Genomic DNA, 26,483 nt, shown 5'->3' on the forward strand with positions numbered 1-26,483 from the left:
ATGTCGCGTCTCGGCACCCTTGGCGCCAGGCTCTACCGCGGTGAGGTCGGCTACGACTTCGTCGGCAAGCGGAAGATCTGGTACGGAATCTCGATCCTGATCACCATCACGGCCATCGTCGGCCTGGCGGTGCGGGGTCTGAACATGGGCATCGAGTTCAAGGGCGGTGCCGTCTTCACCACTCCGAAGACGAGCGTGTCCGTCGCCCAGGCCCAGGAGTTCGCGCAGGAGGCCTCCGGTCACCCGGCGATCGTCCAGAAGCTCGGCAACGGCACCCTGCGCATCCAGGTCAGCGAGCTGGACACCGCAGAGGCCAACCAGGTCGGCAAGGAGCTCTCCGAGGACCTGAAGATCCCGGCGGGCCAGATCAACTTCGAGCTGGTCGGTCCGAGCTGGGGCGAGCAGATCGCCAGCAAGGCGTGGACCGGCCTCGGCGTGTTCATGATTCTCGTGGTGATCTACCTGGCCATCGCCTTCGAGTGGCGCATGGCACTCGCCGCGCTCGTGGCGCTGATCCACGACATCACGATCACGGTGGGCATCTACGCCCTCGTCGGGTTCGAGGTCACGCCGGGCACGGTGATCGGTCTGCTGACGATCCTCGGTTACTCGCTGTACGACACGGTGGTGGTCTTCGACAGCCTCAAGGAAGGCACGAAGGACATCACCAAGCAGACCCGCTGGACGTACGGCGAGATCGCCAACCGGTCGATCAACAGCACCCTGGTCCGTTCCATCAACACCACGGTCGTGGCGCTGCTGCCGGTCGCCGGCCTGCTGTTCATCGGCGGCGGCTTCCTCGGCGCGGGCATGCTGAACGACATCTCGCTGTCGCTCTTCGTCGGTCTCGCCGCCGGTGCCTACTCGTCGATCTTCATCGCCACTCCGCTGGTCGCCGACCTCAAGGAGCGCGAGCCCGCGATGAAGGCCCTGAAGAAGCGGGTCCTCGCCAAGCGCGCGGCGGCCGCCGCCAAGGGCGGGTCCGGCGAGGACGGCGATGCGGAGCCCCACGGCGAGTCCCAGGACGCCCTGCCCGGCGAGGCGGCGACGGCCGGAGCGGTCGTCGGCCAGCGCGGCCGCGGCCGGGGCCGTCCCTCGGGAAGGCGCCGATGACCGAGGGCATGCGGGAGCTGCTGCTCAGCCGCATCCGGGACGTCTCCGACTACCCGCAGCCGGGCGTGATGTTCAAGGACATCACCCCGTTGCTCGCGGACCCGGCGGCCTTCACGGCGCTCACCGACGCCCTCGCCGGAGTGTGCGCCCGGCACGGCGCGACGAAGGTCGTCGGCCTGGAGGCCCGGGGATTCATCCTCGCCGCCCCGGTCGCGGTCCGAGCCGGCCTCGGCTTCATCCCCGTGCGCAAGGCGGGCAAGCTCCCCGGCGCGACGCTGTCGCAGGCGTACGAGCTGGAGTACGGCACGGCCGAGATCGAGATCCACGCCGAAGACCTCGGCGGCGGCGACCGGGTCATGGTGATCGACGACGTCCTCGCCACCGGCGGCACCGCCGAGGCCTCGCTGGAGCTGATCCGCCGGGCCGGCGCCGAGGTCGCGGGCGTCGCGATCCTGATGGAGCTGGGCTTCCTCGGCGGGCGGGCCCGTCTGGAGCCTGCGCTGCAGGGCGCTCCGCTGGAGGCGCTGCTGACGGTCTGACCTGCTCAGCACCGCCGCTACGGCACGGAAACGGGCACCCGGGAACACTGGGTGCCCGTTCCGCGTTGTGGACAGTCCCCGTCCCGGGGCGAGGTGAACGCCCGGGGTCGATACCATGGCCTTTCCGGGCCTGACCGGGGGACCCGGACCCGCACGAGGAGCGCTCTTGCCAGACGAGGCCCGTCCCGCCACCGCGCAGCCCGACCAGCAGGCCGACAAGGCTGTCGCGGCCCCTGACACGCCCGAGAAGAAGCACGCGGAACGGACCGCGGCCGCTCAGGGGAGTGCGGGCGGCCCGGCCTCCGTTCCCGTGTCCGCCCCGAAGCCCGCGTCGCCCGCCCCGGTTCCCGCGCGCTCCGGCGGCTCCTCCAACCGGGTCCGCGCCCGGCTGGCCCGCCTGGGCGTCCAGCGCTCCAGCCCGTACAACCCGGTGCTCGAGCCGCTGCTGCGGATCGTGCGCAGCAACGACCCGAAGATCGAGACGGCCACACTGCGCCAGATCGAGCGTGCCTACCAGGTCGCCGAGCGCTGGCACCGGGGCCAGAAGCGCAAGAGCGGCGACCCGTACATCACGCATCCGCTCGCCGTCACCACCATCCTCGCCGAGCTCGGCATGGATCCCGCCACCCTGATGGCAGGGCTGCTGCACGACACCGTCGAGGACACCGAGTACGGGCTGGACACCCTGCGCCGGGACTTCGGCGACCAGGTGGCCCTGCTCGTCGACGGCGTCACCAAGCTGGACAAGGTCAAGTTCGGCGAGGCCGCCCAGGCGGAGACCGTCCGCAAGATGGTCGTCGCCATGGCCAAGGACCCGAGAGTCCTGGTCATCAAGCTCGCGGACCGCCTGCACAACATGCGCACGATGCGCTACCTCAAGCGGGAGAAGCAGGAGAAGAAGGCCCGCGAGACCCTGGAGATCTACGCCCCGCTGGCCCACCGGCTGGGCATGAACACCATCAAGTGGGAGCTCGAGGACCTCGCCTTCGCGATCCTCTACCCGAAGATGTACGACGAGATCGTCCGTCTCGTCGCCGAGCGCGCTCCCAAGCGCGACGAGTACCTGGCGATAGTGACGGACGAGGTGCAGTCCGATCTGCGCGCCGCCCGGATCAAGGCCACCGTCACCGGCCGGCCGAAGCACTACTACAGCGTCTACCAGAAGATGATCGTCCGCGGTCGGGACTTCGCGGAGATCTACGACCTGGTCGGCATCCGCGTCCTCGTCGACACCGTCCGCGACTGCTATGCCGCGCTCGGCACGGTCCACGCCCGCTGGAACCCCGTTCCGGGGCGGTTCAAGGACTACATCGCGATGCCGAAGTTCAACATGTACCAGTCGCTGCACACGACGGTCATCGGGCCCAGCGGCAAGCCTGTCGAACTCCAGATCCGTACGTTCGACATGCACCGCAGGGCCGAGTACGGCATCGCCGCGCACTGGAAGTACAAGCAGGAGGCCGTCGCCGGCGCGTCCAAGATCCGTACCGATGTCCCCAAGGGCTCGGGCAAGGACAAGGACGCCGTCAACGACATGGCGTGGCTCCGCCAGCTGCTGGACTGGCAGAAGGAGACCGAGGACCCGGGCGAGTTCCTGGAGTCCCTGCGCTTCGACCTCTCCCGCAACGAGGTCTTCGTGTTCACGCCGAAGGGAGACGTCATAGCGCTCCCCGCGGGCGCCACACCCGTCGACTTCGCGTACGCCGTCCACACCGAGGTCGGCCACCGCACGATAGGCGCACGCGTCAACGGCCGGCTCGTCCCCCTCGAGTCGACGCTGGACAACGGCGACCTGGTCGAGGTCTTCACGTCCAAGGCGACCGGCGCGGGCCCCTCGCGCGACTGGCTGGGCTTCGTCAAGTCGCCCCGGGCCAGGAACAAGATCCGTGCCTGGTTCTCCAAGGAACGCCGTGACGAGGCGATCGAGCAGGGCAAGGACGCCATCGTGCGGGCGATGCGCAAGCAGAACCTGCCGATCCAGCGCATCCTCACCGGAGACTCGCTGGTCACGCTCGCGCACGAGATGCGCTACCCCGACATCTCGTCGCTGTACGCGGCGATCGGCGAGGGCCATGTCGCCGCGCAGGGCGTGGTCCAGAAGCTCGTGCAGGCGCTCGGCGGCGAGGAGGCGGCGAGCGAGGACATCGCCGAGTCGACGCCGCCGTCCCGCAGCCGCGGTCGCAAGCGCCGTGCCAACGCCGATCCGGGTGTGGTCGTCAAGGGCGTCGACGACGTCTGGGTGAAGCTCGCCCGCTGCTGTACGCCCGTGCCCGGAGATCCGATCATCGGGTTCGTCACCCGCGGCAGCGGCGTCTCCGTACACCGGGCGGACTGTGTCAACGTGGACTCGCTGTCGCAGCAGCCCGAACGCATGCTCGACGTCGAGTGGGCGCCGACACAGTCCTCGGTCTTCCTCGTCGCCATCCAGGTTGAGGCGCTGGATCGTTCCCGGCTGTTGTCGGACGTCACCCGCGTGCTGTCCGACCAGCACGTCAACATCCTTTCCGCGGCCGTCCAGACCTCCCGTGACCGTGTCGCCACCTCGCGCTTCACCTTCGAGATGGGCGACCCGAAGCACCTGGGCCACGTCCTGAAGGCGGTTCGCGGGGTCGAGGGCGTCTACGACGTCTACCGGGTGACATCGGCGCGGCGCCCGTAGCGGCCGCCGGGCCGCGGCCCGGGCTCGGCGCCGGTGAGGCCGGCCGGCGGAGCGTCCCGGGCTTTTCCGGCACGGGTCCGCGTCCGGGGCCCGGCACAGCACACGGATACGGGACGGGCCCGGCGGCAGATGCAGATGCCGCCGGGCCCGTCCCGTATCCGTGTCCGCGGTGTCAGCCGCCGAACTCCTCCAGGCCCTTCAGCGCCTGGTCGAGCAGCGCCTGACGTCCCTCGAGCTCACGCGAGAGCTTGTCCGCCTTCGCGTTGTTGCCGGCCGCACGGGCCGCGTCGATCTGCGTGCGCAGCTTGTCCACCGCGGCCTGCAGCTGACCCGTCAGGCCCTCCGCACGCGCCCGCGCCTCGGGGTTGGTGCGGCGCCACTCGGCCTCCTCGGCCTCCTGGATCGCCCGCTCCACCGCGTGCATCCGGCCCTCGACCTTCGGGCGGGCGTCACGCGGGACGTGACCGATGGCCTCCCAGCGCTCGTTGATGGAGCGGAAGGCGGCTCGCGCGGCCTTCAGATCCGTCACCGGCACCAGCTTCTCCGCCTCGACCGCCAGCTCCTCCTTGAGCTTCAGGTTCTCGGACTGCTCGGCGTCCCGCTCCGCGAACACCCCGCTGCGGGCGGCGAAGAAGATGTCCTGGGCGCCGCGGAAGCGGTTCCACAGGTCTTCCTCGTGCTCGCGCTGCGCGCGGCCCGCGGCCTTCCACTCCGCCATCAGCTCGCGGTAGCGCGCGGCCGTGGGACCCCAGTCGGTCGATCCGGACAGCGCCTCGGCCTCGGCGACCAGCCGCTCCTTCGTCTGCCGGGCCACCTCGCGCTGCGCGTCCAGCGCGGCGAAGTGGGCCTTGCGGCGCTTGGAGAACGCCGACCGCGCGTGGGAGAAGCGGTGCCACAGCTCGTCGTCGGACTTCCGGTCGAGCCTCGGCAGGCCCTTCCAGGTGTCCACGAGAGCCCGCAGCCGCTCGCCGGCCGCCCGCCACTGCTCGCTCTGCGCCAGCTCCTCGGCCTCGGCGACCAGCGCCTCCTTGGCCTGCCGGGCCTCGTCGGTCTGCTTCGCCTTCTGGGCCTTGCGCTCCTCGCGACGGGACTCGACCGACGTCACGAGCGCGTCCAGCCGCTTGCTCAGCGCCTCGAGGTCGCCGACCGCGTGGTGCTCGTCGATCTGCCCGCGAATGTGGTCGATCGCGGTCATCGCGTCTTTCGCCGACAGATCGGTGGTCTTCACCCGCTTCTCGAGGAGGCCGATCTCGACAACCAAGCCCTCGTACTTGCGCTCGAAGTAGGCCAGTGCCTCCTCGGGAGAGCCGGCCTGCCACGATCCGACGACCTTCTCACCGTCGGAAGTCCGCACGTACACGGTGCCCGTCTCGTCGACGCGGCCCCACGGGTCGCTGCTCACAGCGCCTCCTCCACATGATGCCCCCGAGGGGCTCGGGCCCCGGGCATCGTCCACAGTTTCCTGGACGGGCATCGCCCGCCCTCCCACAACGCGGACCGAGCCCGCGCTGCACAACGCCAATCTAGGCGACCGGCCGCCCGGCTGTCCGCACTCGGCGCCGCCGAATTCGCCGGGTCACCCCTTGCTGACCGCCGCCTTCTTCACCGTGACGGCCTTCGCGGGGGCACCGTCCGTGGCCCCGCCGACGGCGCCCGCCGCGCCGACGGCCTTGACCACGGACAGGCCTGCCTCGTCGATCTTGCCGAACGGTGTGTACGACGGCGGCAGTTCGCTGTCCTTGTAGACCAGGAAGAACTGGCTTCCGCCGCTGTTCGGCTGGCCGGTGTTCGCCATGGCCACCGTGCCCGCGGGGTACGTGACCTTGCCGTCCGCCGCCGGCTTGCCCAGCGCCGTCAGGTTCTCGTCCGGGATGGTGTAGCCCGGGCCGCCGGTGCCGTCGCCCTTCGGGTCTCCGCACTGCAGCACGAAGATGCCCTCCGTGGTCAGCCGGTGGCACGTGGTGCCGTCGAAGAATCCCTTGTCCGCGAGGTGCTTGAACGAGTTCACCGTGCGGGGCGTCTTCGCGGCGTCCATCGTGAACGCCACGGCGCCCTGGCTGGTGTCCAGCGACATCCGGTACGTGCCCTTGGCGTCGACGGCCATCTTCGGCTCGGGCGCCGCGCTCTCGCTCTCGGTGGGCGTCGGCGCCGGTGCGGTCTGCCGGGACGAGTCGTCCCCCGGGTCGCCGTCCGCCAGACCCACCGAGAGGTACGCGGCGCCGCCCGCCGCCACCACGACGGCGAGACCGGCCGCGATGACCGCGTTGCGGCGCTTGGCCTTCCTGCGGGCCTCCTCACGGCGCCGCTGCTGCCGCTCGAACTTCTCCCTGGCGAGCTGGCGCCGCCGCTGATCGCTGCTGACCACCGGGTCTTCTCCTTGGTGATGGTGTGATCCGTGGGGCACGGGTGTGTCCGTACCGTATACGGGTTGGCTGTCGAATGAGCAGCGCCGGTAGGCTCTGACCTGTTGCAATCCGTGACGCGATATCCCCGTCGGACGACACACTGAGGACGATTCGTGCTTATTGCCGGGTTCCCCGCAGGGGCCTGGGGGACCAACTGCTACCTGGTCGCCCCGGCCGCAGGCGAGGAGTGCGTGATCATCGACCCGGGCCACCAGGCCGCCGAGGGAGTCGAGGAGACGCTCAGGAAGCATCGGCTCAAGCCCGTCGCCGTGGTGCTCACCCACGGCCACATCGACCACGTCGCCTCGGTCGTCCCGGTGTGCGGAGCCCATGACGTACCGGCGTGGATCCACCCCGCCGACCGGTACATGATGAGCGACCCGGAGAGGGCCCTCGGCCGCTCCATCGGGATGCCGCTCATGGGCGAGCTGACCGTGGGGGAGCCCGACGACGTCCACGAGCTGACCGACGGCGCCGCGCTGAAGCTGGCGGGTCTGGAGATGACCGTGCGGCATGCGCCCGGCCATACCAAGGGGTCGGTGACGTTCGGACTGCCCGAGGCCGCGGACGTCCCGCCGGTCTTCTTCTCGGGCGATCTGCTCTTCGCCGGCTCCATCGGACGCACCGACCTTCCCGGCGGTGACATGGCCGAGATGCTCGACTCGCTGGCCCGCGTGTGCCTGCCGCTCGACGACTCGACCGTGGTGCTGTCCGGCCACGGCCCCCAGACGACCATCGGCCGCGAGCGCGCCGCCAACCCGTATCTGCGGGAGGTGGCCGCCGGCCAGGGAGACGGCGGCACCGCCGCTCCCCGACGAGGAATGTGACGAGACCTTCCGTGACGACCTTCCAGGCCCCCAAGGGCACGTACGACCTGATCCCACCGGACTCCGCGAAGTACCTGGCGGTCCGCGAGGCGATCGCCGCGCCGCTGCGGAACTCCGGTTACGGCTACATCGAGACGCCCGGCTTCGAGAACGTGGAGCTGTTCGCGCGCGGCGTCGGCGAGTCCACCGACATCGTGACCAAGGAGATGTACGCCTTCGAGACCAAGGGCGGCGACAAGCTGGCCCTGCGGCCCGAGGGCACCGCGTCCGTGCTGCGCGCGGCGCTGGAGGCCAACCTCCACAAGTCCGGCAACCTGCCGGTGAAGCTCTGGTACTCGGGCTCGTACTACCGCTACGAGCGCCCCCAGAAGGGCCGCTACAGGCACTTCTCCCAGGTCGGCGCCGAGGCCATCGGCGCCGAGGACCCGGCGCTCGACGCCGAGCTGATCATCCTCGCCGACCAGGCGTACCGCTCGCTGGGCCTCAGCGACTTCCGGATCCTGCTGAACTCGCTCGGCGACAAGGAGTGCCGTCCTGTCTACCGGGACGCTCTCCAGGGCTTCCTGCGCGGGCTCGACCTGGACGAGGACACCCGCCGCCGCGTCGACATCAACCCGCTGCGGGTGCTGGACGACAAGCGCGACTCGGTCCAGAAGCAACTCGCGGGAGCGCCGCTGCTGCGCGACTACCTGTGTGACGCGTGCAAGGCGTACCACGAGGAGGTCCGCGAGCTGCTGACGGCGGCCGGCGTGGCCTACGAGGACGACGAGAAGCTGGTGCGCGGGCTGGACTACTACACGCGCACCACGTTCGAGTTCGTCCACGACGGCCTCGGCTCGCAGTCCGCGGTGGGCGGCGGAGGCCGCTACGACGGGCTGTCCGAGATGATCGGCGGCCCGGCGCTGCCGTCGGTCGGCTGGGCGCTCGGCGTGGACCGGACGGTCCTGGCGCTGGAGGCCGAGGGCATCGAGCTCGAACTGCCCGCGTCCACCAGCGTGTTCGCGGTCCCGCTCGGCGAGGAGGCGCGCCGCGCGCTCTTCGGCGTCGTCACCGGGCTGCGCAGGGCAGGGGTCGCCGCCGACTTCTCGTACGGCGGCAAGGGCCTCAAGGGTGCCATGAAGAACGCCAACCGCAGTGGCGCCCGGTACGCGATCGTCGCCGGTGAGCGGGATCTCGCGGACGGCGTGGTGCAGCTCAAGGACATGGAGTCCGGCGAGCAGGCGCCGGTCGCCCTCGACTCGGTGGTGGAGGAGATCCGGGCGAGGCTCGTCTGACCGGGACAGGCGTCCGAAGGCCCGGCCCGCTGGGGCCGGGCCTTCCCGTTCCCGACGCGGGGCGGAGCCGGATCCTTATGCCCACCGAACGGTGGACAGGTACGCGAGTGCGGCAGAATGAGCGTGCCAGAGCAGTGACCGAGCGATGGAAACGGCGATATGACGACTGCAGCGGTTGACGGCGTGTCCTCCGGCCGGGAAGCGGAGCGGGTGCGCGGCGCCGTCGGCGGCAGCCGTGCGTTCGCATGGCTGCTGGTGATCACCGGAGCGGCCGGACTGCTCGCCGCGTGGATCATCACGATCGACAAGTTCAAGATCCTCGAGGCCAAGATCGCCGGGACGACGTTCACCCCCGGCTGCAGCCTGAACCCGATCGTCTCCTGCGGCAGCGTGATGGAGAGCGAGCAGGCCTCGGCGTTCGGGTTCCCCAACCCGATGCTCGGTCTCGTCACCTACGCGATCGTGATCGGCGTCGGCATGAGCCTCCTCGCCGGCGCCCGTTTCCGCCGCTGGTACTGGCTGACGTTCAACGCGGGCACGCTCTTCGGCGTCGCGTTCTGCACCTGGCTCCAGTACCAGTCGCTGTACAACATCAACGCCCTGTGTCTCTGGTGCTGCCTGGCCTGGGTCGCCACGATCTTCATGTTCTGGTACGTGACCTCGCACAACATCCGCAACGGGCTGCTGCCCGCCCCGGACTGGGCGAAGGGCTTCCTGGCCGAGTTCGCCTGGGTCCTGCCGGTGCTGCACACCGGTGTCATCGGCATGCTGATCCTGACGCGCTGGTGGGACTTCTGGCTCGGCTGAGCCGCGGGGCGCCGGACGGCCGGCGCGCGGTCCGGGGTCCGGCGCTGAGGCTGCACTCCGCCGGGGCTGTCAGTCCCCTCGCTTAGGCTTCGTCACGTGGAGCCCGATCTTTTCACCGCCGCCGCCGAGGAACGCCAGGAGAAGGACCCGTCTGCGAGCCCGCTGGCCGTCCGCATGCGTCCCCGCACCCTCGACGAGGTCGTGGGCCAGCAACATCTGCTCAAGCCGGGGTCCCCGCTGCGCCGACTCGTCGGCGAGGGGTCCGGCGGGCCGGCGGGAGCCTCCTCGGTGATCCTCTGGGGCCCGCCCGGCACGGGCAAGACGACCCTGGCGTACGTCGTCTCCAAGGCGACCAACAAGCGCTTCGTCGAACTCTCCGCGATCACCGCCGGTGTCAAGGAGGTCCGGGCCGTCATCGACGGCGCCCGCCGCGCCGCGGGCGGATTCGGCAAGGAGACCGTCCTCTTCCTCGACGAGATCCACCGCTTCAGCAAGGCCCAGCAGGACTCCCTGCTCCCCGCCGTCGAGAACCGCTGGGTGACGCTGATCGCCGCCACGACCGAGAACCCGTACTTCTCGGTGATCTCCCCGCTGCTGTCCCGCTCCCTGCTGCTCACGCTGGAGCCGCTCACCGACGACGACGTGCGCGGTCTGCTGCGCCGGGCCCTGACCGAGGAGCGCGGTCTCGACGGGGCCGTGACCCTGCCCGACGACTCCGCGGAGCATCTGCTGCGGATCGCCGGGGGAGACGCGAGACGTGCCCTGACCGCGCTCGAGGCCGCGGCGGGTGCCGCGCTCGCCAAGGGCGAGGCGGAGATCTTCCTCCAGACCGTGGAGGAGACGGTCGACCGGGCGGCGGTGAAGTACGACCGGGACGGCGACCAGCACTACGACGTGGCGAGCGCGCTCATCAAGTCCATCCGGGGCTCGGACGTGGACGCGGCGCTGCACTACCTGGCGCGGATGATCGAGGCCGGGGAGGATCCGCGCTTCATCGCCCGGCGGCTGATGATCTCGGCCAGTGAGGACATCGGGCTCGCCGATCCGACGGCGCTGCCGACCGCTGTCGCGGCCGCGCAGGCCGTGGCCATGATCGGTTTCCCGGAGGCGGCGCTCACCCTGAGCCACGCCACCATCGCGCTGGCCCTGGCGCCGAAGTCCAACGCCGCGACGACCGCGATAGGCGCCGCCCTGGCGGACGTGCGCAACGGGCTGGCGGGACCCGTCCCGCCCCATCTGCGGGACGGTCACTACAAGGGCGCGGCGAAGCTCGGCCACGCCCGGGGCTATGTGTATCCGCACGACGTCCCGGGCGCGATCGCCCCGCAGCAGTACGCGCCGGACGCCGTCCACGGCAGGCGCTACTACGAGCCGACGCGGTACGGAGCGGAGGCGCGCTACGCGGACGTGGTCGAGAAGGTCCGCGAGCGGCTGCGCGGCGAGACCCCGCCGGGCGCCTGACCCGGCCGCCGCCCGGTGCGGCGTCCGGTCACCCTGCGGCCGCGGCGAAGAGGGTGTGCATCGCGTGCCGCAGTTCCCCGGTGTCCTTCACGGGCTCGGGGAAGTCGAAGCGCGCGTCGAACGCGCGGCCGTCCGCGGCGGTGCAGCGCAGCCGCAGCCCGAAGCGGTCGAGCGCCAGCGGCACCACGTCGCGCACCGCGGCGTCCGCTTCGCCCGCGCGTTCGCCGGGAAGGCCCGCCAGCGCGCGTACCCGGTCGCCGTGCGCCGAGTGCAGATGCTGCAGCAGCTCCGCCTCGTGCCGTGCGAAGGGGTCGGGCTCGGCCGCGCCGAGGTCCGCGGGCTCGACCCGGCCCGCACCCCACAGGTCGTCCACCGAGATCTCACCGGTCTCCAGCCGGACGAGCATCCAGGCGGGACGGTCCACCTCGGCGTATGCCGGGGAGTGCTCGGGGTGCCGCCCGGCGAGCAGCCGCTCGTACCGCGCACGCTCCTCGTTGCGCACGGCGGTGAGCCAGCCTGCCAGCCGGGCCCGGCCCCGGATCCGCTGCCGCACCGCGACGGGGGCGACATCGGTGATCTCCATCACGCAGGTCAGGTCGTCGTCCTGGGCGTAGGCGGCCGCCCGGGCCGTGGGAGAATCCGATGGCACAAGGAGAACGACGTCCCCCTCGGGCGTGACGGTGCGTGCGGCGGGTTCCCAGTACCCGGGACCGTGGTCGCGAGCACCCGGCAGCGTGAGGGATACTGAGGCGTTGTTCTCAACGAGGGTTCGTACGCGCTCGGCTTCGGTGGGCTGCCGGGCGCCTTCCCTGGGACGCGGCTGACCTTGTTCATCGTCGTCGCAAGCGGACATCGATTCCGTCGAGTCGTCCGAACTGCGATGCGCACTGGGCAGGGGGATCCCATGCGGTCGAGACATTACGTCCTCCTCGAATAAGGTAAGGCTCACCTAACTTACATGGAGGTAGGTTCCCCGTGAACCAGTCGCGACCCAAGGTCAAGAAGTCGCGTGCTCTCGGCATCGCTCTGACGCCGAAGGCCGTCAAGTACTTCGAGGCTCGCCCCTACCCGCCGGGTGAGCACGGCCGCGGCCGCAAGCAGAACTCGGACTACAAGGTCCGTCTGCTCGAGAAGCAGCGCCTTCGCGCGCAGTACGACGTCTCCGAGCGTCAGCTGGTCCGCGCCTACGAGCGCGCCAGCAAGGTGCAGGGCAAGACCGGTGAGGCCCTGATCATCGAGCTCGAGCGCCGTCTCGACGCCCTGGTGCTCCGCTCCGGCATCGCCCGGACGATCTACCAGGCCCGTCAGATGGTCGTCCACGGCCACATCGAGGTCAACGGCGGCAAGGTCGACAAGCCGTCGTTCCGTGTCCGCCCGGACGACGTCGTCATGGTCCGCGAGCGCTCGCGCGACAAGCACCCGTTCCAGGTCGCCCGTGAGGGTGGCTACGCGCCCGACGGTGAGACCCCGCGTTACCTGCAGGTCAACCTCAAGGCGCTCGCCTTCCGCCTGGACCGGGAGCCGAACCGCAAGGAGATCCCGGTGATCTGCGACGAGCAGCTCGTCGTCGAGTACTACGCCCGCTGATCCAGCGGCGCAGTACCACCGGCCTTCGCGCCACGGCCCGCCGCCTCCCCGCCCTCACCGGTGGGGGAGCGGCGGGCTCTCGCGTTCCGCATCCCGGCGCCGGGGAACACGGAGCGTGTGCGGAGGACGGCGGCCCGTAGAATCCCCGCAACTCCCGTTCTGCGGTCACTGATCCGTTACGGGGTCCGACCCCGGGCGCGATAGGGTCGGACGAAGACTTTCGAAGTGACCCCTCGACGAGCAGAGAGCGGTGCAGCGTGACCGGTGGAGAGGTTGCCGGGATCCTGGTGGCCGTCTTCTGGGCGATCCTGGTCTCCTTCCTCGCCGTGGTGCTGGTGAGGCTGGCCCAGACGCTCAGGGCGACCACCAAGCTGATGGCGGAGGTGACCGAGCAGGCGGTGCCGCTGCTGGCCGACGCCTCGGCCACCGTCCGCTCCGCGCGGACCCAGCTCGATCGGGTCGACGCCATCGCCTCCGACGTCCAGGAGGTCACCTCGAACGCGTCGGCGCTCTCCACCACCGTCGCCTCGACGTTCGGCGGCCCGCTCGTGAAGGTCGCCGCGTTCGGTTACGGAGTGCGCCGCGCGATGAGCCGCAACAAGGACGGCGCGCCGGCCGCGCAGACCCGGCGCACGGTCGTCGTCGGCCGCACCGTACCGGCCGCGAGGCGCCGGAAGCAGAAGGACTGAGACCCGATGTTCCGTCGTGCGTTCTGGTTCACCGCCGGCGCCGCAGCCGGCGTGTGGGCCACCACCAAGGTCAACCGCAAGCTCAGGCAGCTGACCCCGGAGAGCCTCGCCGCCCAGGCGGCGAACAAGGCGATCGAGACCGGGCACCGGCTCAAGGACTTCGCCCTCGACGTCCGGGCCGGGATGGCCCAGCGCGAGGCCGAGCTCGGTGAGGCGCTGGGGATCGAGGGCCCCGTCGACCGGGGACTTCCCGCGCAGCGCAGCCGGGCCGCCCTGGAAAACCACAAGCACCACAAGAAGCACTACGAGATGCTTGACGAGAAGCGCTCGTACAACCGGAATGAGGACCACTGATGGAGTCGGCTGAAATCCGCCGCCGCTGGCTGAGCTTCTTCGAGGAGCGCGGGCACACCGTCGTGCCTTCGGCGTCGCTCATCGCGGACGACCCGACTCTGCTGCTGGTCAACGCGGGCATGGTCCCCTTCAAGCCGTACTTCCTGGGTGAGACCAAGCCGCCCGCCCCGCGCGCCACCAGCGTGCAGAAGTGCGTGCGCACCCCCGACATCGAAGAGGTCGGCAAGACCACCCGCCACGGCACGTTCTTCCAGATGTGCGGCAACTTCTCCTTCGGCGACTACTTCAAGGAAGGGGCCATCAAGTACGCCTGGGAGCTGCTGACCTCACCGCAGGACAAGGGCGGCTACGGCCTCGAGCCCGAGAAGCTCTGGATCACGGTCTACCTCGACGACGACGAGGCCGAGCGCATCTGGCGCGAGGTCGTCGGCGTTCCCGCCGAGCGCATCCAGCGCCTGGGCAAGAAGGACAACTTCTGGTCCATGGGCGTCCCCGGACCGTGCGGACCCTGCTCGGAGATCAACTACGACCGCGGCCCCGAGTTCGGCCCCGAGGGCGGCCCGGCCGTCAACGACGAGCGCTACGTGGAGATCTGGAACCTGGTCTTCATGCAGTACGAGCGCGGTGAGGGCTCCGGCAAGGAGGACTTCGAGATCGTCGGCGACCTGCCGAGCAAGAACATCGACACCGGTCTCGGCCTCGAACGTCTCGCCATGATCCTCCAGGACGTTCAGAACATGTACGAGACGGACACCCTGCGCGTCGTCATCGACAAGGCCACGGAGCTCACCGGCGTCCGCTACGGCGACAGCCACGAGTCGGACGTCTCGCTCCGCGTCGTCGCCGACCACATCCGTACCTCCGTGATGCTCATCGGCGACGGCGTCACCCCCGGCAACGAGGGCCGTGGCTACGTCCTGCGCCGCATCATGCGCCGCGCCATCCGCAACATGCGGCTCCTCGGCGCCACCGGTCCCGTCGTCTCCGCGCTGGTCGACGTGGTCGTCAAGACCATGGGGCAGCAGTACCCGGAGCTGGAGACCGACCGCAAGCGGGTCGAGACCGTCGCGCTCGCCGAGGAGGCCCGCTTCCTCAAGACGCTGAACGCCGGCACGAACGTGCTGGACGGCGCCGTCACCGAGGCCCGCAACGCGGGCACGACCGTCCTCTCCGGCGACAAGGCCTTCCTGCTCCACGACACCTGGGGCTTCCCGATCGACCTCACCCTCGAGATGGCCGCCGAACAGGGCCTGTCCGTGGACGAGGACGGCTTCCGCCGCCTGATGAAGGAGCAGCGGGAGCGCGCCAAGGCCGACGCCAAGGCCAAGAAGACCGGCCATGCCGATCTGTCGTCGTACCGCGAGGTCGCCGACACCTCCGGCTCGACCGAGTTCACCGGCTACACGCACACGGAGGGCGAGTCGACCATCGTCGGCCTGCTCGTCGACGGCGTACCCTCGCCGGCCGCCTCGGAGGGCGACGAGGTCGAGGTCGTCCTCGACCGCACCCCCTTCTACGCCGAGGGCGGCGGCCAGCTCGCCGACCAGGGCCGGATCAAGCTCGACACCGGCGCCGTCATCGAGGTCCGCGACGTACAGCAGCCGGTCCCCGGCGTCTCCGTGCACAAGGGTTCCGTACAGGTCGGTGAGGTGACCGTGGGTGCCTCCGCCTACGCCGCCATCGACGTCAGGCGCCGCCGGGCCATCGCCCGTGCCCACAGCGCCACCCACCTCACCCATCAGGCGCTGCGCGACGCCCTCGGCCCGACTGCCGCCCAGGCCGGCTCCGAGAACTCGCCGGGCCGCTTCCGCTTCGACTTCGGTTCGCCGGCCGCCGTCCCCGGCGCGGTCCTGACCGACGTCGAGCAGAAGATCAACGAAGTGCTGGCTCGTGAACTGGACGTCCAGGCCGAGGTCATGAGCATCGACGAGGCCAAGAAGCAGGGCGCCATCGCCGAGTTCGGCGAGAAGTACGGCGAGCGGGTCCGCGTCGTCACCATCGGCGACTTCTCCAAGGAGCTGTGCGGTGGCACGCACGTGCACAACACCGCCCAGCTGGGTCTGGTGAAGCTGCTCGGCGAGTCGTCGATCGGCTCCGGCGTGCGCCGTATCGAGGCTCTCGTCGGTGTCGACGCCTACAACTTCCTGGCCAGGGAGCACACGGTCGTCGCCCAGCTCCAGGAGCTGGTCAAGGGTCGTCCGGAGGAGCTTCCGGAGAAGATCGCCACGATGCTCGGCAAGCTGAAGGACGCCGAGAAGGAGATCGAGAAGTTCCGCGCGGAGAAGGTCCTCCAGGCCGCCGCCGGTCTCGCCGAGAACGCCAAGGACGTCCGCGGCACCGCCCTGGTCACGGCCCAGGTCCCGGACGGCACGTCCGCCGACGACCTGCGCAAGCTGGTCCTCGACGTCCGCGGCCGGCTGCAGCAGCTGTCGGGGGCGGGCGACCGCCCGGCCGTCGTGGCGCTGTTCACCACGGCCAACGGGCGTCCGCTGACCGTCATCGCCACCAACGAGGCCGCCCGTGAGCGCGGGCTCAAGGCCGGCGAGCTGGTCCGCGCCGCCGCCAAGACCCTCGGCGGCGGCGGTGGCGGCAAGCCGGACGTCGCCCAGGGCGGTGGCCAGAACCCGGAGGCCGTCGGCGACGCCATCGACGCCGTCGAGCGCCTGGTCGCCGAGACGGCCTGATGCGCAGGGGACGCCGTCTCTCGATCGATGTCGGGGACGCCCGGATCGGGGTCGCCTCGTGCGACCCCGACGGGGTCCTCGCCACCCCGGTGGAGACCGTGCCGGGACGGGACGTTCCGGCTGCCCACCGGCGGTTGAGGCAGCTGGTCGAGGAGTACGAGCCGATTGAGGTGGTCGTGGGCCTGCCGCGTTCGCTGAGCGGCGGCGAGGGCCCCGCGGCGGCCAAGGTCCGGGCCTTCACCCAGGACCTCGCCCGGGGTGTCCATCCGGTTCCGGTGCGACTGGTCGACGAGAGGATGACCACAGTGACGGCCGGGCAGGGGCTTCGGGCTTCGGGCGTGAAGTCCAAAAAGGGCCGGTCTGTCATCGACCAGGCCGCGGCAGTTGTCATTCTTCAGAACGCTTTGGAGGCCGAACGGACCTCGGGGGATCCCCCGGGCGAGGGCGTCGAAGTGGTCATCTGATCGCGATACGGTAACGTTCCGCGCGATGCGGTGGTGTTCGAACAACCACCGCACAACGTAGAGGCGGAGCGTTCGGCGCTCGTCTCGCGGCTCTAGGGGATCGATGACTGAATATGGCCGGGGCCCCGGCTCCGAACCGTGGCACCCCGAGGATCCCCTGTACGGGGACCAGGGGTGGAGAGGACAGCAGGGCGGCGCCGGCCCCGCGTCCTACGGCGGCCAGCCGCAGCAGCAGTACCCGCAGCAGCCGCAGGACCAGGCCTACCAGGGGGAAGCCCACTACCAGACGGGTCATCAGCAGCAGTACGGTCAGCAACAGTACGGGACCGGGCAGTACGACACAGGACAGTACGGGACCGGGCAGTACGACACGGGACAGTACGGGACCGGGCCGTACGACACGGGACAGTACGCAACCCAGCAGTACGGTCGCCAGGACCACGCCGCCCAGCAGTACGACGGCGCCTGGGGCACCGGGCAGCAGCCCGTGATGCCGTACGACCCGAACGCGGGCGCCGCCCCCTACGGCGCCGGCGTCGACCACTACGCCACCCCTGACGCCTACCCGCCGCCGCAACCTCCCGGCCACCGCACCGCTCCGCCGCCCCAGGGGCAGCAGCCGCAGCCTGCGGACGACGACTGGGCGGTGGACGGGCAGGAAGAGGACCACCCCTTCTTCTCGGGGGACGACCGCCGCGGCGACGACGATGACGACGAGCCGGGCGCGACGTCCGGCCGCGGCGGTGAGGGTCGCGGCCCGGCCAAGAAAAAGAAGAAGGGCCGCAATGGCTTCGCCTGCCTCTTCGTCGCCCTGGTCCTGGTCGGCGGTGCCGGTGGCGCCAGCTACGTCGGATACCAGTTCTGGCAGGGGCAGTTCGGTGAGGCTCCCGACTTCGACGGCCCCGGCAGCGGAAGCGTGCAGGTCGAGATCGCCCTGGGCGCCAGCGGCACGGACATCGGCAACGCGCTCAAGAAGGCCGGCGTCGTGAAGAGCGTCGACGCCTTCGTCGCCGCGCAGAACGACAACCCCCGCGGCACGAGCATCCAGGACGGTGTCTACACCCTGAAGAAGGGGATGTCGGCGGAGGAAGCCGTCAAGGCGATGCTCGACCCGAACAACCGCAACGCCCTCAGCATCGCCGAGGGGGCGCGGAACGCCGCGATCTACGAGCTGATCGACAAACGACTCGAGCTCGATCCCGGCACCACGAGGTCCGTCGCCCAGAAGGAGGCGAAGAGCCTCGGACTCCCCGTATGGGCTCAGAACCACGAGAAGGTCAAGGACCCGCTGGAAGGATTCCTCTACCCTGCCACCTATCCGGTCGCGCCGGGATCCAAGCCGGAGACGATCCTCAAGGCCATGGTCGCCCGGGCCAACCAGGAGTACGGGAAGATCGACCTCGACGCCAAGGCGAAGCAGTTCAAGCTGAAGAACGCCTGGGAACTGATCACCGTGGCCAGCCTGGTGCAGGCCGAGGGCAAGAACGAGGACGACTACAAGAAGATGGCCGAGGTCATCTACAACCGCCTGAAGCCCACCAACACCGAGACCAACCAGCTGCTCCAGTTCGACTCGGCCTTCAACTACCTCAAGGGCCAGAGTAAGATCGACATCGGCGAGCGGGAGATCAACAGCAACCAGGACCCGTACAACACGTACACCCAGAAGGGGCTGCCGCCCGGGCCCATCGGCAACCCCGACCTGACGGCGCTCAACGCCTCGATCACGCCGACCTCGGACGGCTGGCTGTACTTCGTGGCGACCGACGGCAAGCACAAGACCGAATACGCCAGGACCCACGCGGACTTCGAGAAGCTCAAGGCCAAGTTCAATGACCAGCGCGGCACGAACTGACAGGCGCAGGGCCGCGGTCCTGGGCTCCCCCATCGCCCACTCCCTCTCCCCGGTACTCCACCGCGCCGCCTACGCGGCGCTCGGTCTGACCGGCTGGTCGTACGACCGCTTCGAGGTGACCGAGGGAGACCTGGCGGGCTTCCTCCAGGGACTGGACGCCGGCTGGGCCGGACTGTCGCTGACCATGCCGCTGAAGCGGGCCGTCATCCCGCTGCTCGACGGGGTCAGCGACACCGCCGCCGCCGTCGAGGCCGTCAACACGGTCGTCCTCACCGAGGACGGCCGGCGCACCGGCGACAACACCGACATCCCCGGCATGGTCGCCGCCCTGCGCGAGCGCGGCATCGAGAAGGTCGACCACGCGGCCGTCCTGGGCGCCGGCGCGACCGCCTCCTCGGCGGTCGCCGCGCTCGGCCGGATCTGCACGGGGCCGGTCACCGCCTATGTGCGCAGCAGGGCCCGGGCCGACGAGATGCGCGGCTGGGGCGAGCGGCTCGGCGTCGAGGTGCACACCGCCGACTGGGCGGAGGCGGCACACGCCTTCGACGCGCCGCTGGTCGTCGCCACCACCCCCGCCGGGGCGACGGACACCTTGGTCCCGTACGTCCCGGAACGTCCCGGCACCCTCTTCGACGTGCTCTACGACCCGTGGCCGACACCGCTCGCGGCGGCGTGGGACGAGCGGGACGGCTCCGTCGTCGGCGGCCTCGACCTGCTGGTGCACCAGGCCGTCTTCCAGGTCGAGCAGATGACCGGGCGCTCGCCGGCACCGCTGGCCGCGATGCGGGCGGCCGGTGAGGAGGCCCTCGCCGGCCGCTGATCACGGGGCTCGCGACGGCGCCGGATCAGCCGGATCCCGTCCCCTCCGGACGTCCGACTGCTGGACCACCGGCCTGGCCCGCGGCCCGGACGTGGGAGGATCGGGGTAGGCGGGCCCGGGCCGCGCCGCTCCCGGCCACCACTGGACGGGGGTGTCTCCAGCAGCTGGAGGAGTGCCCCCGAGGCCGCGCTGTCGCAGTTCCAGGCGCGCGAGCAGGAGGAGCACCGTTGAGCAGGTTGCGTTGGCTGACGGCGGGGGAGTCGCACGGACCCGCACTGGTGGCGACGCTGGAGGGTCTTCCCGCCGGTGTCCCGGTCACCACGGAGATGGTGGCGGACCACCTGGCACGGCGGCGCCTGGGTTACGGCCGCGGTGCGCGGATGAAGTTCGAGCGGGACGAGGTCACCTTCCTCGGCGGGGTGCGCCACGGGCTCACCCTCGGCTCGCCGGTCGCGGTCATGGTGGGCAACACCGAGTGGCCGAAGTGGGAGAAGGTGATGGCGGCCGACCCGGTCGATCCGGCCGAGCTCGCCGCGCTGGCCCGCAACGCGCCGCTGACGCGGCCCCGGCCCGGTCACGCCGACCTCGCCGGGATGCAGAAGTACGGGTTCGACGAGGCGCGGCCGATCCTGGAGCGGGCGAGTGCCCGGGAGACCGCGGCACGTGTCGCCCTGGGCGCCGTGGCTCGTTCCTACCTCAGGGAGACCGCGGGGATCGAGATCGTCTCGCACGTGATCGAGCTGGCCGCCGCCAGGGCCCCCCGCGGCGTCTACCCCACCCCGTCCGACGTGCAGAGGCTTGACGCCGATCCGGTGCGCTGTCTGGACGCCGACGCGTCGAAGGCGATGGTCGCGGAGATCGACCAGGCACACAAGGACGGCGACACCCTGGGCGGGGTGGTCGAGGTGCTCGCCTACGGCGTCCCCGTCGGTCTCGGTTCGCACGTCCACTGGGACCGGCGGCTCGACGCCCGCCTCGCGGCCGCGCTGATGGGCATCCAGGCCATCAAGGGCGTCGAGGTGGGCGACGGTTTCGAGCTGGCGCGGGTGCCGGGCTCGCAGGCCCACGACGAGATCGTCTCCACCGAGGACGGCATCCGCCGCTCCTCCGGCCGCTCCGGTGGTACCGAGGGCGGCCTGAGCACGGGTGAGCTGCTGCGCGTCCGCGCGGCGATGAAGCCGATCGCGACCGTGCCGCGTGCGCTCGGGACCGTCGACGTCAGCACCGGCGAGACCGCGGCGGCGCACCACCAGCGTTCCGACGTGTGCGCGGTGCCGGCGGCGGGGATCGTCGCCGAGGCGATGGTGGCGCTGGTGCTCGCGGATGCCGTCGCGGAGAAGTTCGGCGGGGACAGTGTCCCCGAGACCCGCCGCAACGTGTGCTCGTACCTCGAGAACCTGGCCATCCGGTGAGCGACCCGCAGGACACCGGAACCCCGCGGCCGGACACCCCGGCACCCGGCGGACCGAAGGTCGTACTGATCGGGCCGATGGGCGTCGGCAAGTCCACGGTCGGCGCCCTGCTCGCGCAGCGTCTCGGCACCGGCTACCGCGACACCGACGCCGACATCGTGGCGGCCGAGGGCCGGGAGATCTCGGACATCTTCATCGAGGACGGCGAGCCGCACTTCCGTGAGCTGGAGCGCGCGGCGGTCCGCACCGCCGTCGCCGAGCACACGGGCGTGCTCGCCCTCGGCGGCGGCGCGATCCTCGACCCGGGCACCCGCGAACTGCTCGCCGGGCTCCCCGTCGCCTATCTCTCCATGGACGTCGAGGAGGCGGTGCGGCGTGTCGGGCTGAACGCCGCCCGCCCGCTGCTCGCCGTCAACCCGCGCCGCCAGTGGCGTGAGCTGATGGAGGCCCGTCGGCACCTCTACACCGAAGCCGCCCGGGTGGTCGTCGCCACCGACGGCCGTACACCCGAAGAGGTCGCCCAGGCGGTCCTCGACGCACTCGAATGGAAGGACGCATGACCGAGCAGGCAGTCACCCGCATCCAGGTCGCAGGCACCGCGGGCACCGACCCGTACGAAGTGCTCGTCGGCCGCCGGCTGCTCGGGGAGCTCCCGGGACTGATCGGGCCCAGGGCCAAGCGCGTCGCCGTCATCCACCCCGAGGCACTGGCCGAGACCGGTGACGCCGTCCGCCAGGACCTCGCCGGCCAGGGGTACGAGGCCGTCGCCGTCCAGGTGCCCAATGCCGAGGAGGCCAAGACCGTCGAGGTCGCGGCGTACTGCTGGAAGGCCCTCGGCCAGACCGGTTTCACCCGCACCGACGTCATCGTCGGCGTCGGCGGCGGAGCCACGACCGACCTCGCCGGATTCGTGGCCGCGAGCTGGCTGCGCGGAGTGCGCTGGATCGCCGTGCCGACGACGGTGCTGGCCATGGTGGACGCAGCCGTGGGAGGCAAGACCGGGATCAACACCGCCGAGGGAAAGAACCTCGTGGGCGCCTTCCACCCGCCCGCCGGGGTGATCTGCGACCTCGGCGCGCTGGACTCCCTGCCCGTCCACGACTACGTCAGCGGCCTGGCCGAGATCATCAAGGCCGGATTCATCGCGGACCCGGTCATCCTCGACCTGATCGAGGCGGACCCGGAGAGCGCCCGCACCCCGGCCGGGCAGCACACGGCGGAGCTGGTCGAGCGCTCGATCCGGGTCAAGGCGGACGTCGTCTCCAGCGACCTCAAGGAGTCCGGTCTGCGGGAGATCCTCAACTACGGGCACACGCTGGCGCACGCCATCGAGAAGAACGAGCGCTACAAGTGGCGGCACGGCGCCGCCGTCTCCGTCGGCATGGTCTTCGCCGCCGAACTCGGCCGCCTCGCCGGACGGCTCGACGACGCGACCGCCGACCGGCACCGGACCGTGCTGGAGTCGGTCGGCCTGCCACTCAGCTACCGCGGTGACCAGTGGCCCAGGCTGCTGGAGACCATGAAGGTCGACAAGAAGTCCCGCGGCGACCTGCTGCGCTTCATCGTGCTCGACGGTCTCGCCAAGCCCACCGTGCTGGAGGGCCCGGACCCGGCCGTGCTGCTCGCCGCGTTCGGCGAGGTGTCCGGGTGAGCCGCCGGGTCCTCGTCCTGAACGGTCCGAACCTCGGGCGCCTCGGCTCCCGGGAGCCGGACGTGTACGGCTCCACCTCGTACGCGGGGCTGGTCGACGCGTGCCGGACACTGGGCAAGGAGCTCGGCTTCGAGGTCGACGTCCGGGAGACCAACGACGAGGGCGAGATGATCCGCTGGCTGCACGAGGCCGCCGACGGCTCGATCCCCGTCGTCGTCAACCCCGGTGCGTTCACGCACTACTCGTACGGCATGCGTGACGCGGCCGCCCAGCGGACCGCCCCGCTGATCGAGGTGCACATCTCGAACCCGTACGCACGCGAGGAGTTCCGCCACACTTCGGTGATCGCGGCGGTCGCCTCCGGAACCGTCGCCGGCTTCGGGATCGGTTCGTACCGGTTGGCCCTGCGCGCGCTGGCCGAGGAACTCGACGGCTGAACCCGCCCGCCCCGGGCACGTCGTACCCGCCCCGGCCGTTCCCACAGCAGCGGCCGGGGAGGGTACCGTTCGGTGCGGACGGGTCAACTCCCGTCCGACCAGCGTGAAGTCGTACGAGACGGAGTGGCGCCGGATGCAGCACGCAGTGGGAGCTCCGCTGCCTCCCCACGGGCCGGGACAGGTCCCGGGACAACCCGGGCACCGCCCGGCGGCCGGATGGGAACACCGGTCCCAGCACCCCGGCCCTCCGCCCCAGTGCCCTCCGCCTCCGCAGGGGCCGCCCGCCCCGGCCTGGAGCGACCCGGCGCACCAGGCCGCCGCGCCGGACACCACGGGGCACGTCTCGCTCCCGCCGGGCGGACCGGTTCCGGTCCCCTCACCGCCCGCCGACAACGGCACCGGCAGCGCCACGCTCGCGGTCCTGCTGATCGGCCCGGCGGGCGCGGGCAAGACGACCGTCGCCCGGCACTGGGCACAGCGCCGCCGGGTCCCCACCGCGCACATCAGCCTCGACGACGTCCGCGAATGGGTCTGCGCCGGCTTCGCCGACCCCCAGACCGGCTGGAACGAACAGTCGGAGGCCCAGTACCGTCTGGCACGCCGGACCTGTGGCTTCGCGGCCCGCAACTTTCTGGCCAACGGCATCTCGTGCATCCTCGATGACGCCGTCTTCCCCGACCGTCCCGTCGTCGGACTCGGTGGCTGGAAGCGCCACGTCGGACCCGGACTCCTGCCCGTGGTGCTCCTGCCCGGCCTGGAGGTCGTCCTGGAACGCAACGCCGAGCGCAGCGGCAACCGCCGTCTCTCGGACGAGGAGGTCGCCGGCATCCACGGCCGCATGGCCGGCTGGTACGGCTCCGGTCTCCCCATCATCGACAACTCCCAGTGCGACGTGGAGACGACCGCGCGCGTCCTGGACGACGTGCTGGCCCGGGCGCTGAAGAGCCCACCGGCCTGGTAGGTGCGATGCGCGGCGCCTGGTCGTGCGCCGCCGGTGCCGCCCGGGTGCGCCTCTCGCGGCGGCGGGGACGTCGCCGGGGCGCGGGAGCGGCGCGGGTCCGGGCGTTCGCGCGTGACACGGTGGCGCCCGTATCCGCCGCACTCAGCGGGAGCGCAGGCGAGCTGTCGAGCACACCGTCGTCGGACACGAGTCCGGAGCATGCCGGACGCACGACTCCACGAACCGGTACCGGTACCGTCGCCTGCGCCTGCGCCTGCGCCTGCGCCTGCCCCGCCGCGCCGCGCCGTCCCGTCGCCTGTCGCGCCGCACGTCCCGTGCCGTCGCCTGCGCCTGTCGCGCCGCACGTCCCGTGCCGTCGCCTGCGCCTGTCGCGCCGCACGTCCCGTGCTGTCACCTGCCCCGCCGCGCCGCGCCGCGCCGTCCCGTCGCCTGCCGCGCCGCACGTCCCGTGCCGTCGCCTGCGCCTGTCGCGCCGCACGTGCCGTGCTGTCACCTGCCCCGCCGCGCCGCGCCGTCCCGTCGCCTGCCGCGCCGCACCGTCCTGCCGTCGACCGTGCTCCGCAGGACCCGTGCCGTCGCCTGCGCCTGCGCCTGCGCCTGCGCCTGCGCCTGCGCCTGCGCCCGCGCCCGCGCCGCAGCGGACCGCGGCCGCAGGGGAGACGTACCCGGCGGACCCCGCACGGACGCTCTCAACCGGCCGGATCCGCTCCGCGCTCTTAGGCTCGTCACATGTCCGAGGTGTTCGCTGTCCGCCGCGGCCGGCTGCGCGACCGGTGTGTCGCGACCGGGAGCGCCGCGGCGCTGATCTCCCGGCCCGCCAACGTCCGTTACCTCGCGGGCGGCGCTCCGCCCGGTGCCGTCCTGCTCCTGGGGCCCGCGGGGGAGTCCGCGGACGAACTGCTGTGCCCCACCGCGCCCACCGGCGACCCGGTGGACGGGCGTCTGGACGAGCAGCTGCGGCTGACCGTCCTGCCGGTCCACGGACACGATCCCGCCGTCGCCGCCGCGGAGACCGTGGCCGGCTCCGGCGCGGACGGGCTCGCCGTAGAGGAGAACCACCTCACCGTCGCCCGCCACCGCGCCCTCGGCGCGGTCGCGCCCGGGCTGCGGTTGACGGATCTGCACGGCGCCGTCGAACAGCAGCGGATGGTGAAGGACGAGGACGAGATCGCCTGTCTGCGGATCGCGGCCGAGATCACCGACCAGGCTCTCGGTGAACTGCTGGAGTCCATCCTGGTCGGCCGCACCGAGCGCCATCTCGCCCTCGAGCTCGAGCGCCGGCTCGTCGACCACGGCGCCGACGGCCCCGCCTTCCCCACCTCGGTCGCCACCGGGCCGAACGCCGGACGCCGCCGGCACCGGCCCTCGGACCGGCGCGTCGAGGAGGGTGATTTCCTCTCCGTCTGCCTCGGCGCCAACTACCGCGGCTACCGCTGCGAGATCGGCCGTACGTTCGTCATCGGCACCTCTCCCGCGGACTGGCAGATCGAGCTGTACGACCTCGTCTTCGCCGCTCAGCGGGCCGGACGCGAGGCGCTCCTGCCCGGTGCCGGCTACCGGGACGTCGACCGCGCGGCCCGCCACCTCCTCGACTCGGCGGGCTACGGCGAGCGACTCGCGCCGCTCACCGGCCACGGTGTAGGACTGGAAATCGACGAGGACCCGCAGCTGGCACCTGCGGCCATGGGTAAACTGGACGCTTGTGTGCCGGTCACCGTCGAACCGGGGGTCCACCTCCCGGGCCGGGGCGGAGTCCGGATCGATGACACGCTCGTCGTGCGCCAGGAGGCGGACGGCGGACCCGAGCTACTCACCATCACGACCAAGGAGCTGCTCGCGCTGTAGCTCCGCACGCAGCGCGCACCTTCGCTTCTCCCCGGTCGTCCACCAGCGTCAGTCCAGGAGATTCCGCAACCGTGGCCACCACGAACGACCTCAAGAACGGCATGGTGCTCAAGCTCGACAACGACCAGCTCTGGTCCGTCGTCGAGTTCCAGCACGTCAAGCCCGGCAAGGGCCCGGCCTTCGTGCGCACCAAGCTCAAGAACGTGCTCTCCGGCAAGATCGTCGACAAGACCTTCAACGCCGGCGTGAAGGTCGAGACGGCCACCGTCGACCGCCGCGACATGCAGTTCTCGTACATGGACGGCGAGTACTTCGTGTTCATGGACATGCAGACGTACGACCAGCTGCACGTCGCCCGCAACGCCGTCGGGGACGCCGCCAACTTCCTCATCGAGGGCTTCACCGCCACCGTCGCCACGCACGAGGGCGAGGTGCTCTACGTCGAGCTGCCGGCCGCCGTCGAGCTCGTCATCCAGGAGACCGAGCCGGGCGTCCAGGGAGACCGCTCCACGGGCGGTACCAAGCCCGCCACCCTGGAGACCGGCTACACCATCCAGGTCCCGCTCTTCATCACCACCGGTGAGAAGATCAAGGTCGACACCCGTTCCGGCGACTACCTCGGCCGGGTGAACAGCTAAC

General features: G+C 71.1%; 24 protein-coding genes. 21 read left to right on the top strand and 3 right to left on the bottom strand.

Annotated elements, in window-relative coordinates; translation table 11 throughout:
• The 3 genes from secF to FEF34_RS32265 all read left to right on the top strand — a co-directional run bounded on the left by secF (position 1) and on the right by FEF34_RS32265 (position 4,311).
• Positions 1 to 1,113 carry a protein translocase subunit SecF gene (gene secF, locus FEF34_RS32255; RefSeq protein WP_138056312.1) on the top strand — a complete coding sequence of 371 codons (1,113 nt, stop codon included), beginning with the start codon at positions 1 to 3 and terminating at the stop codon, positions 1,111 to 1,113.
• On the top strand, positions 1,110 to 1,652 hold the full coding sequence (locus FEF34_RS32260; protein WP_138056313.1) for an adenine phosphoribosyltransferase: 543 nt from the start codon (positions 1,110 to 1,112) through the stop codon (positions 1,650 to 1,652). The genes secF and FEF34_RS32260 overlap by 4 nt, the downstream gene beginning before the upstream one ends.
• A 166-nt stretch (positions 1,653 to 1,818) precedes the next feature.
• Positions 1,819 to 4,311, top strand: coding sequence for a RelA/SpoT family protein (locus tag FEF34_RS32265; protein ID WP_138056314.1), 2,493 nt, complete (start codon positions 1,819 to 1,821; stop codon positions 4,309 to 4,311).
• A gap of 172 nt (positions 4,312 to 4,483) precedes the next feature.
• Here FEF34_RS32265 and FEF34_RS32270 read toward each other — a convergent pair whose 3' ends face one another.
• Together FEF34_RS32270 and FEF34_RS32275 are read right to left on the bottom strand one after the other, a co-directional pair.
• Positions 4,484 to 5,713, bottom strand: coding sequence for a DUF349 domain-containing protein (locus FEF34_RS32270; protein ID WP_138056315.1), 1,230 nt, complete (start codon positions 5,711 to 5,713; stop codon positions 4,484 to 4,486).
• 174 nt (positions 5,714 to 5,887) lie between these two features.
• Positions 5,888 to 6,676 carry a peptidylprolyl isomerase gene (locus FEF34_RS32275; RefSeq protein WP_138056316.1) on the bottom strand — a complete coding sequence of 263 codons (789 nt, stop codon included), beginning with the start codon at positions 6,674 to 6,676 and terminating at the stop codon, positions 5,888 to 5,890.
• A gap of 153 nt (positions 6,677 to 6,829) precedes the next feature.
• Here FEF34_RS32275 and FEF34_RS32280 point away from each other — a divergent pair, with 153 nt between their 5' ends.
• The 4 genes from FEF34_RS32280 (at position 6,830) to FEF34_RS32295 (ending at position 11,085) form a co-directional block, all read left to right on the top strand.
• Positions 6,830 to 7,543 (top strand): MBL fold metallo-hydrolase, encoded by a 714-nt coding sequence (locus FEF34_RS32280; RefSeq protein WP_138056317.1) that lies wholly within the window; start codon positions 6,830 to 6,832, stop codon positions 7,541 to 7,543.
• Between the two features lie 11 nt (positions 7,544 to 7,554).
• Positions 7,555 to 8,817 carry a histidine--tRNA ligase gene (gene hisS, locus FEF34_RS32285; RefSeq protein ID WP_138056318.1) on the top strand — a complete coding sequence of 421 codons (1,263 nt, stop codon included), beginning with the start codon at positions 7,555 to 7,557 and terminating at the stop codon, positions 8,815 to 8,817.
• A gap of 159 nt (positions 8,818 to 8,976) precedes the next feature.
• Positions 8,977 to 9,624: a vitamin K epoxide reductase family protein gene (locus tag FEF34_RS32290; RefSeq protein WP_138056319.1), complete on the top strand. Its 648-nt coding sequence runs from the start codon at positions 8,977 to 8,979 to the stop codon at positions 9,622 to 9,624.
• 96 nt (positions 9,625 to 9,720) lie between these two features.
• Positions 9,721 to 11,085, top strand: a complete 1,365-nt coding sequence (locus tag FEF34_RS32295; RefSeq protein WP_138056320.1) for a replication-associated recombination protein A — start codon at positions 9,721 to 9,723, stop codon at positions 11,083 to 11,085.
• Positions 11,086 to 11,113: 28 nt separating this feature from the next.
• Here FEF34_RS32295 and FEF34_RS43355 read toward each other — a convergent pair whose 3' ends face one another.
• A complete protein-coding gene (locus FEF34_RS43355) occupies positions 11,114 to 11,734 on the bottom strand; it encodes a DUF2470 domain-containing protein (protein WP_325063655.1) in 621 nt (206 codons plus the stop codon).
• A 326-nt stretch (positions 11,735 to 12,060) separates the two neighbouring features.
• Here FEF34_RS43355 and rpsD point away from each other — a divergent pair, with 326 nt between their 5' ends.
• From rpsD to efp, 14 genes are all read left to right on the top strand, one after another.
• Positions 12,061 to 12,672 (top strand): 30S ribosomal protein S4, encoded by a 612-nt coding sequence (rpsD, locus tag FEF34_RS32305; RefSeq protein WP_138056321.1) that lies wholly within the window; start codon positions 12,061 to 12,063, stop codon positions 12,670 to 12,672.
• Between the two features lie 257 nt (positions 12,673 to 12,929).
• Positions 12,930 to 13,361 (top strand): DUF948 domain-containing protein, encoded by a 432-nt coding sequence (locus tag FEF34_RS32310; RefSeq protein ID WP_138056322.1) that lies wholly within the window; start codon positions 12,930 to 12,932, stop codon positions 13,359 to 13,361.
• 6 nt (positions 13,362 to 13,367) lie between these two features.
• Positions 13,368 to 13,715 (top strand): DUF6167 family protein, encoded by a 348-nt coding sequence (locus FEF34_RS32315; RefSeq protein WP_138056323.1) that lies wholly within the window; start codon positions 13,368 to 13,370, stop codon positions 13,713 to 13,715.
• Positions 13,715 to 16,399 carry an alanine--tRNA ligase gene (alaS, locus tag FEF34_RS32320; protein WP_138056324.1) on the top strand — a complete coding sequence of 895 codons (2,685 nt, stop codon included), beginning with the start codon at positions 13,715 to 13,717 and terminating at the stop codon, positions 16,397 to 16,399. The genes FEF34_RS32315 and alaS overlap by 1 nt, the downstream gene beginning before the upstream one ends.
• Positions 16,399 to 16,863: a Holliday junction resolvase RuvX gene (gene ruvX, locus FEF34_RS32325; RefSeq protein WP_138056325.1), complete on the top strand. Its 465-nt coding sequence runs from the start codon at positions 16,399 to 16,401 to the stop codon at positions 16,861 to 16,863. The genes alaS and ruvX overlap by 1 nt, the downstream gene beginning before the upstream one ends.
• A 103-nt stretch (positions 16,864 to 16,966) precedes the next feature.
• Positions 16,967 to 18,718, top strand: coding sequence for an endolytic transglycosylase MltG (gene mltG / locus FEF34_RS32330; RefSeq protein WP_171053177.1), 1,752 nt, complete (start codon positions 16,967 to 16,969; stop codon positions 18,716 to 18,718).
• Positions 18,696 to 19,538 (top strand): shikimate dehydrogenase, encoded by an 843-nt coding sequence (locus tag FEF34_RS32335; RefSeq protein WP_138056326.1) that lies wholly within the window; start codon positions 18,696 to 18,698, stop codon positions 19,536 to 19,538. Before mltG ends, FEF34_RS32335 begins: the two co-directional genes overlap by 23 nt.
• Positions 19,539 to 19,765: 227 nt before the next feature.
• Positions 19,766 to 20,950 carry a chorismate synthase gene (gene aroC, locus FEF34_RS32340; RefSeq protein ID WP_138056327.1) on the top strand — a complete coding sequence of 395 codons (1,185 nt, stop codon included), beginning with the start codon at positions 19,766 to 19,768 and terminating at the stop codon, positions 20,948 to 20,950.
• Between the two features lie 77 nt (positions 20,951 to 21,027).
• Positions 21,028 to 21,510, top strand: coding sequence for a shikimate kinase (locus tag FEF34_RS32345; protein WP_138057861.1), 483 nt, complete (start codon positions 21,028 to 21,030; stop codon positions 21,508 to 21,510).
• Positions 21,507 to 22,601: a 3-dehydroquinate synthase gene (aroB, locus tag FEF34_RS32350; RefSeq protein ID WP_138056328.1), complete on the top strand. Its 1,095-nt coding sequence runs from the start codon at positions 21,507 to 21,509 to the stop codon at positions 22,599 to 22,601. Before FEF34_RS32345 ends, aroB begins: the two co-directional genes overlap by 4 nt.
• Positions 22,598 to 23,038 carry a type II 3-dehydroquinate dehydratase gene (aroQ, locus tag FEF34_RS32355; RefSeq protein WP_138056329.1) on the top strand — a complete coding sequence of 147 codons (441 nt, stop codon included), beginning with the start codon at positions 22,598 to 22,600 and terminating at the stop codon, positions 23,036 to 23,038. Before aroB ends, aroQ begins: the two co-directional genes overlap by 4 nt.
• A gap of 133 nt (positions 23,039 to 23,171) precedes the next feature.
• Entirely contained in the window at positions 23,172 to 23,999 is an 828-nt protein-coding gene (locus FEF34_RS32360; protein WP_138056330.1) for a Pro-rich N-terminal domain-containing protein, read from the top strand.
• A 729-nt stretch (positions 24,000 to 24,728) separates the two neighbouring features.
• Positions 24,729 to 25,844, top strand: coding sequence for an aminopeptidase P family protein (locus FEF34_RS32370; protein ID WP_138056332.1), 1,116 nt, complete (start codon positions 24,729 to 24,731; stop codon positions 25,842 to 25,844).
• Between the two features lie 71 nt (positions 25,845 to 25,915).
• A complete protein-coding gene (gene efp / locus FEF34_RS32375; protein WP_018892597.1) occupies positions 25,916 to 26,482 on the top strand; it encodes an elongation factor P in 567 nt (188 codons plus the stop codon).
• The last annotated feature ends 1 nt before the right edge of the window (position 26,483 follow it).

Source organism: Streptomyces marianii (genome assembly GCF_005795905.1).
Taxonomy (GTDB): Bacteria; Actinomycetota; Actinomycetes; order Streptomycetales; family Streptomycetaceae; genus Streptomyces; species Streptomyces marianii.

What these genes read in the sequence shown, in the direction of transcription:
- FEF34_RS32360 (WP_138056330.1), top strand. Translation starts at nt 23,172, where the DNA reads ATGCAGCACGCAGTGGGAGCTCCGCTGCCTCCCCACGGGCCGGGACAG.
- mltG (WP_171053177.1), top strand. Translation starts at nt 16,967, where the DNA reads ATGACTGAATATGGCCGGGGCCCCGGCTCCGAACCGTGGCACCCCGAG.
- FEF34_RS32260 (WP_138056313.1), top strand. Translation starts at nt 1,110, where the DNA reads ATGACCGAGGGCATGCGGGAGCTGCTGCTCAGCCGCATCCGGGACGTC.
- FEF34_RS32345 (WP_138057861.1), top strand. Translation starts at nt 21,028, where the DNA reads ATGGGCGTCGGCAAGTCCACGGTCGGCGCCCTGCTCGCGCAGCGTCTC.
- secF (WP_138056312.1), top strand. Translation starts at nt 1, where the DNA reads ATGTCGCGTCTCGGCACCCTTGGCGCCAGGCTCTACCGCGGTGAGGTC.
- alaS (WP_138056324.1), top strand. Translation starts at nt 13,715, where the DNA reads ATGGAGTCGGCTGAAATCCGCCGCCGCTGGCTGAGCTTCTTCGAGGAG.
- aroB (WP_138056328.1), top strand. Translation starts at nt 21,507, where the DNA reads ATGACCGAGCAGGCAGTCACCCGCATCCAGGTCGCAGGCACCGCGGGC.
- ruvX (WP_138056325.1), top strand. Translation starts at nt 16,399, where the DNA reads ATGCGCAGGGGACGCCGTCTCTCGATCGATGTCGGGGACGCCCGGATC.
- FEF34_RS32315 (WP_138056323.1), top strand. Translation starts at nt 13,368, where the DNA reads ATGTTCCGTCGTGCGTTCTGGTTCACCGCCGGCGCCGCAGCCGGCGTG.
- FEF34_RS32290 (WP_138056319.1), top strand. Translation starts at nt 8,977, where the DNA reads ATGACGACTGCAGCGGTTGACGGCGTGTCCTCCGGCCGGGAAGCGGAG.
- FEF34_RS32370 (WP_138056332.1), top strand. Translation starts at nt 24,729, where the DNA reads ATGTCCGAGGTGTTCGCTGTCCGCCGCGGCCGGCTGCGCGACCGGTGT.
- FEF34_RS32335 (WP_138056326.1), top strand. Translation starts at nt 18,696, where the DNA reads ATGACCAGCGCGGCACGAACTGACAGGCGCAGGGCCGCGGTCCTGGGC.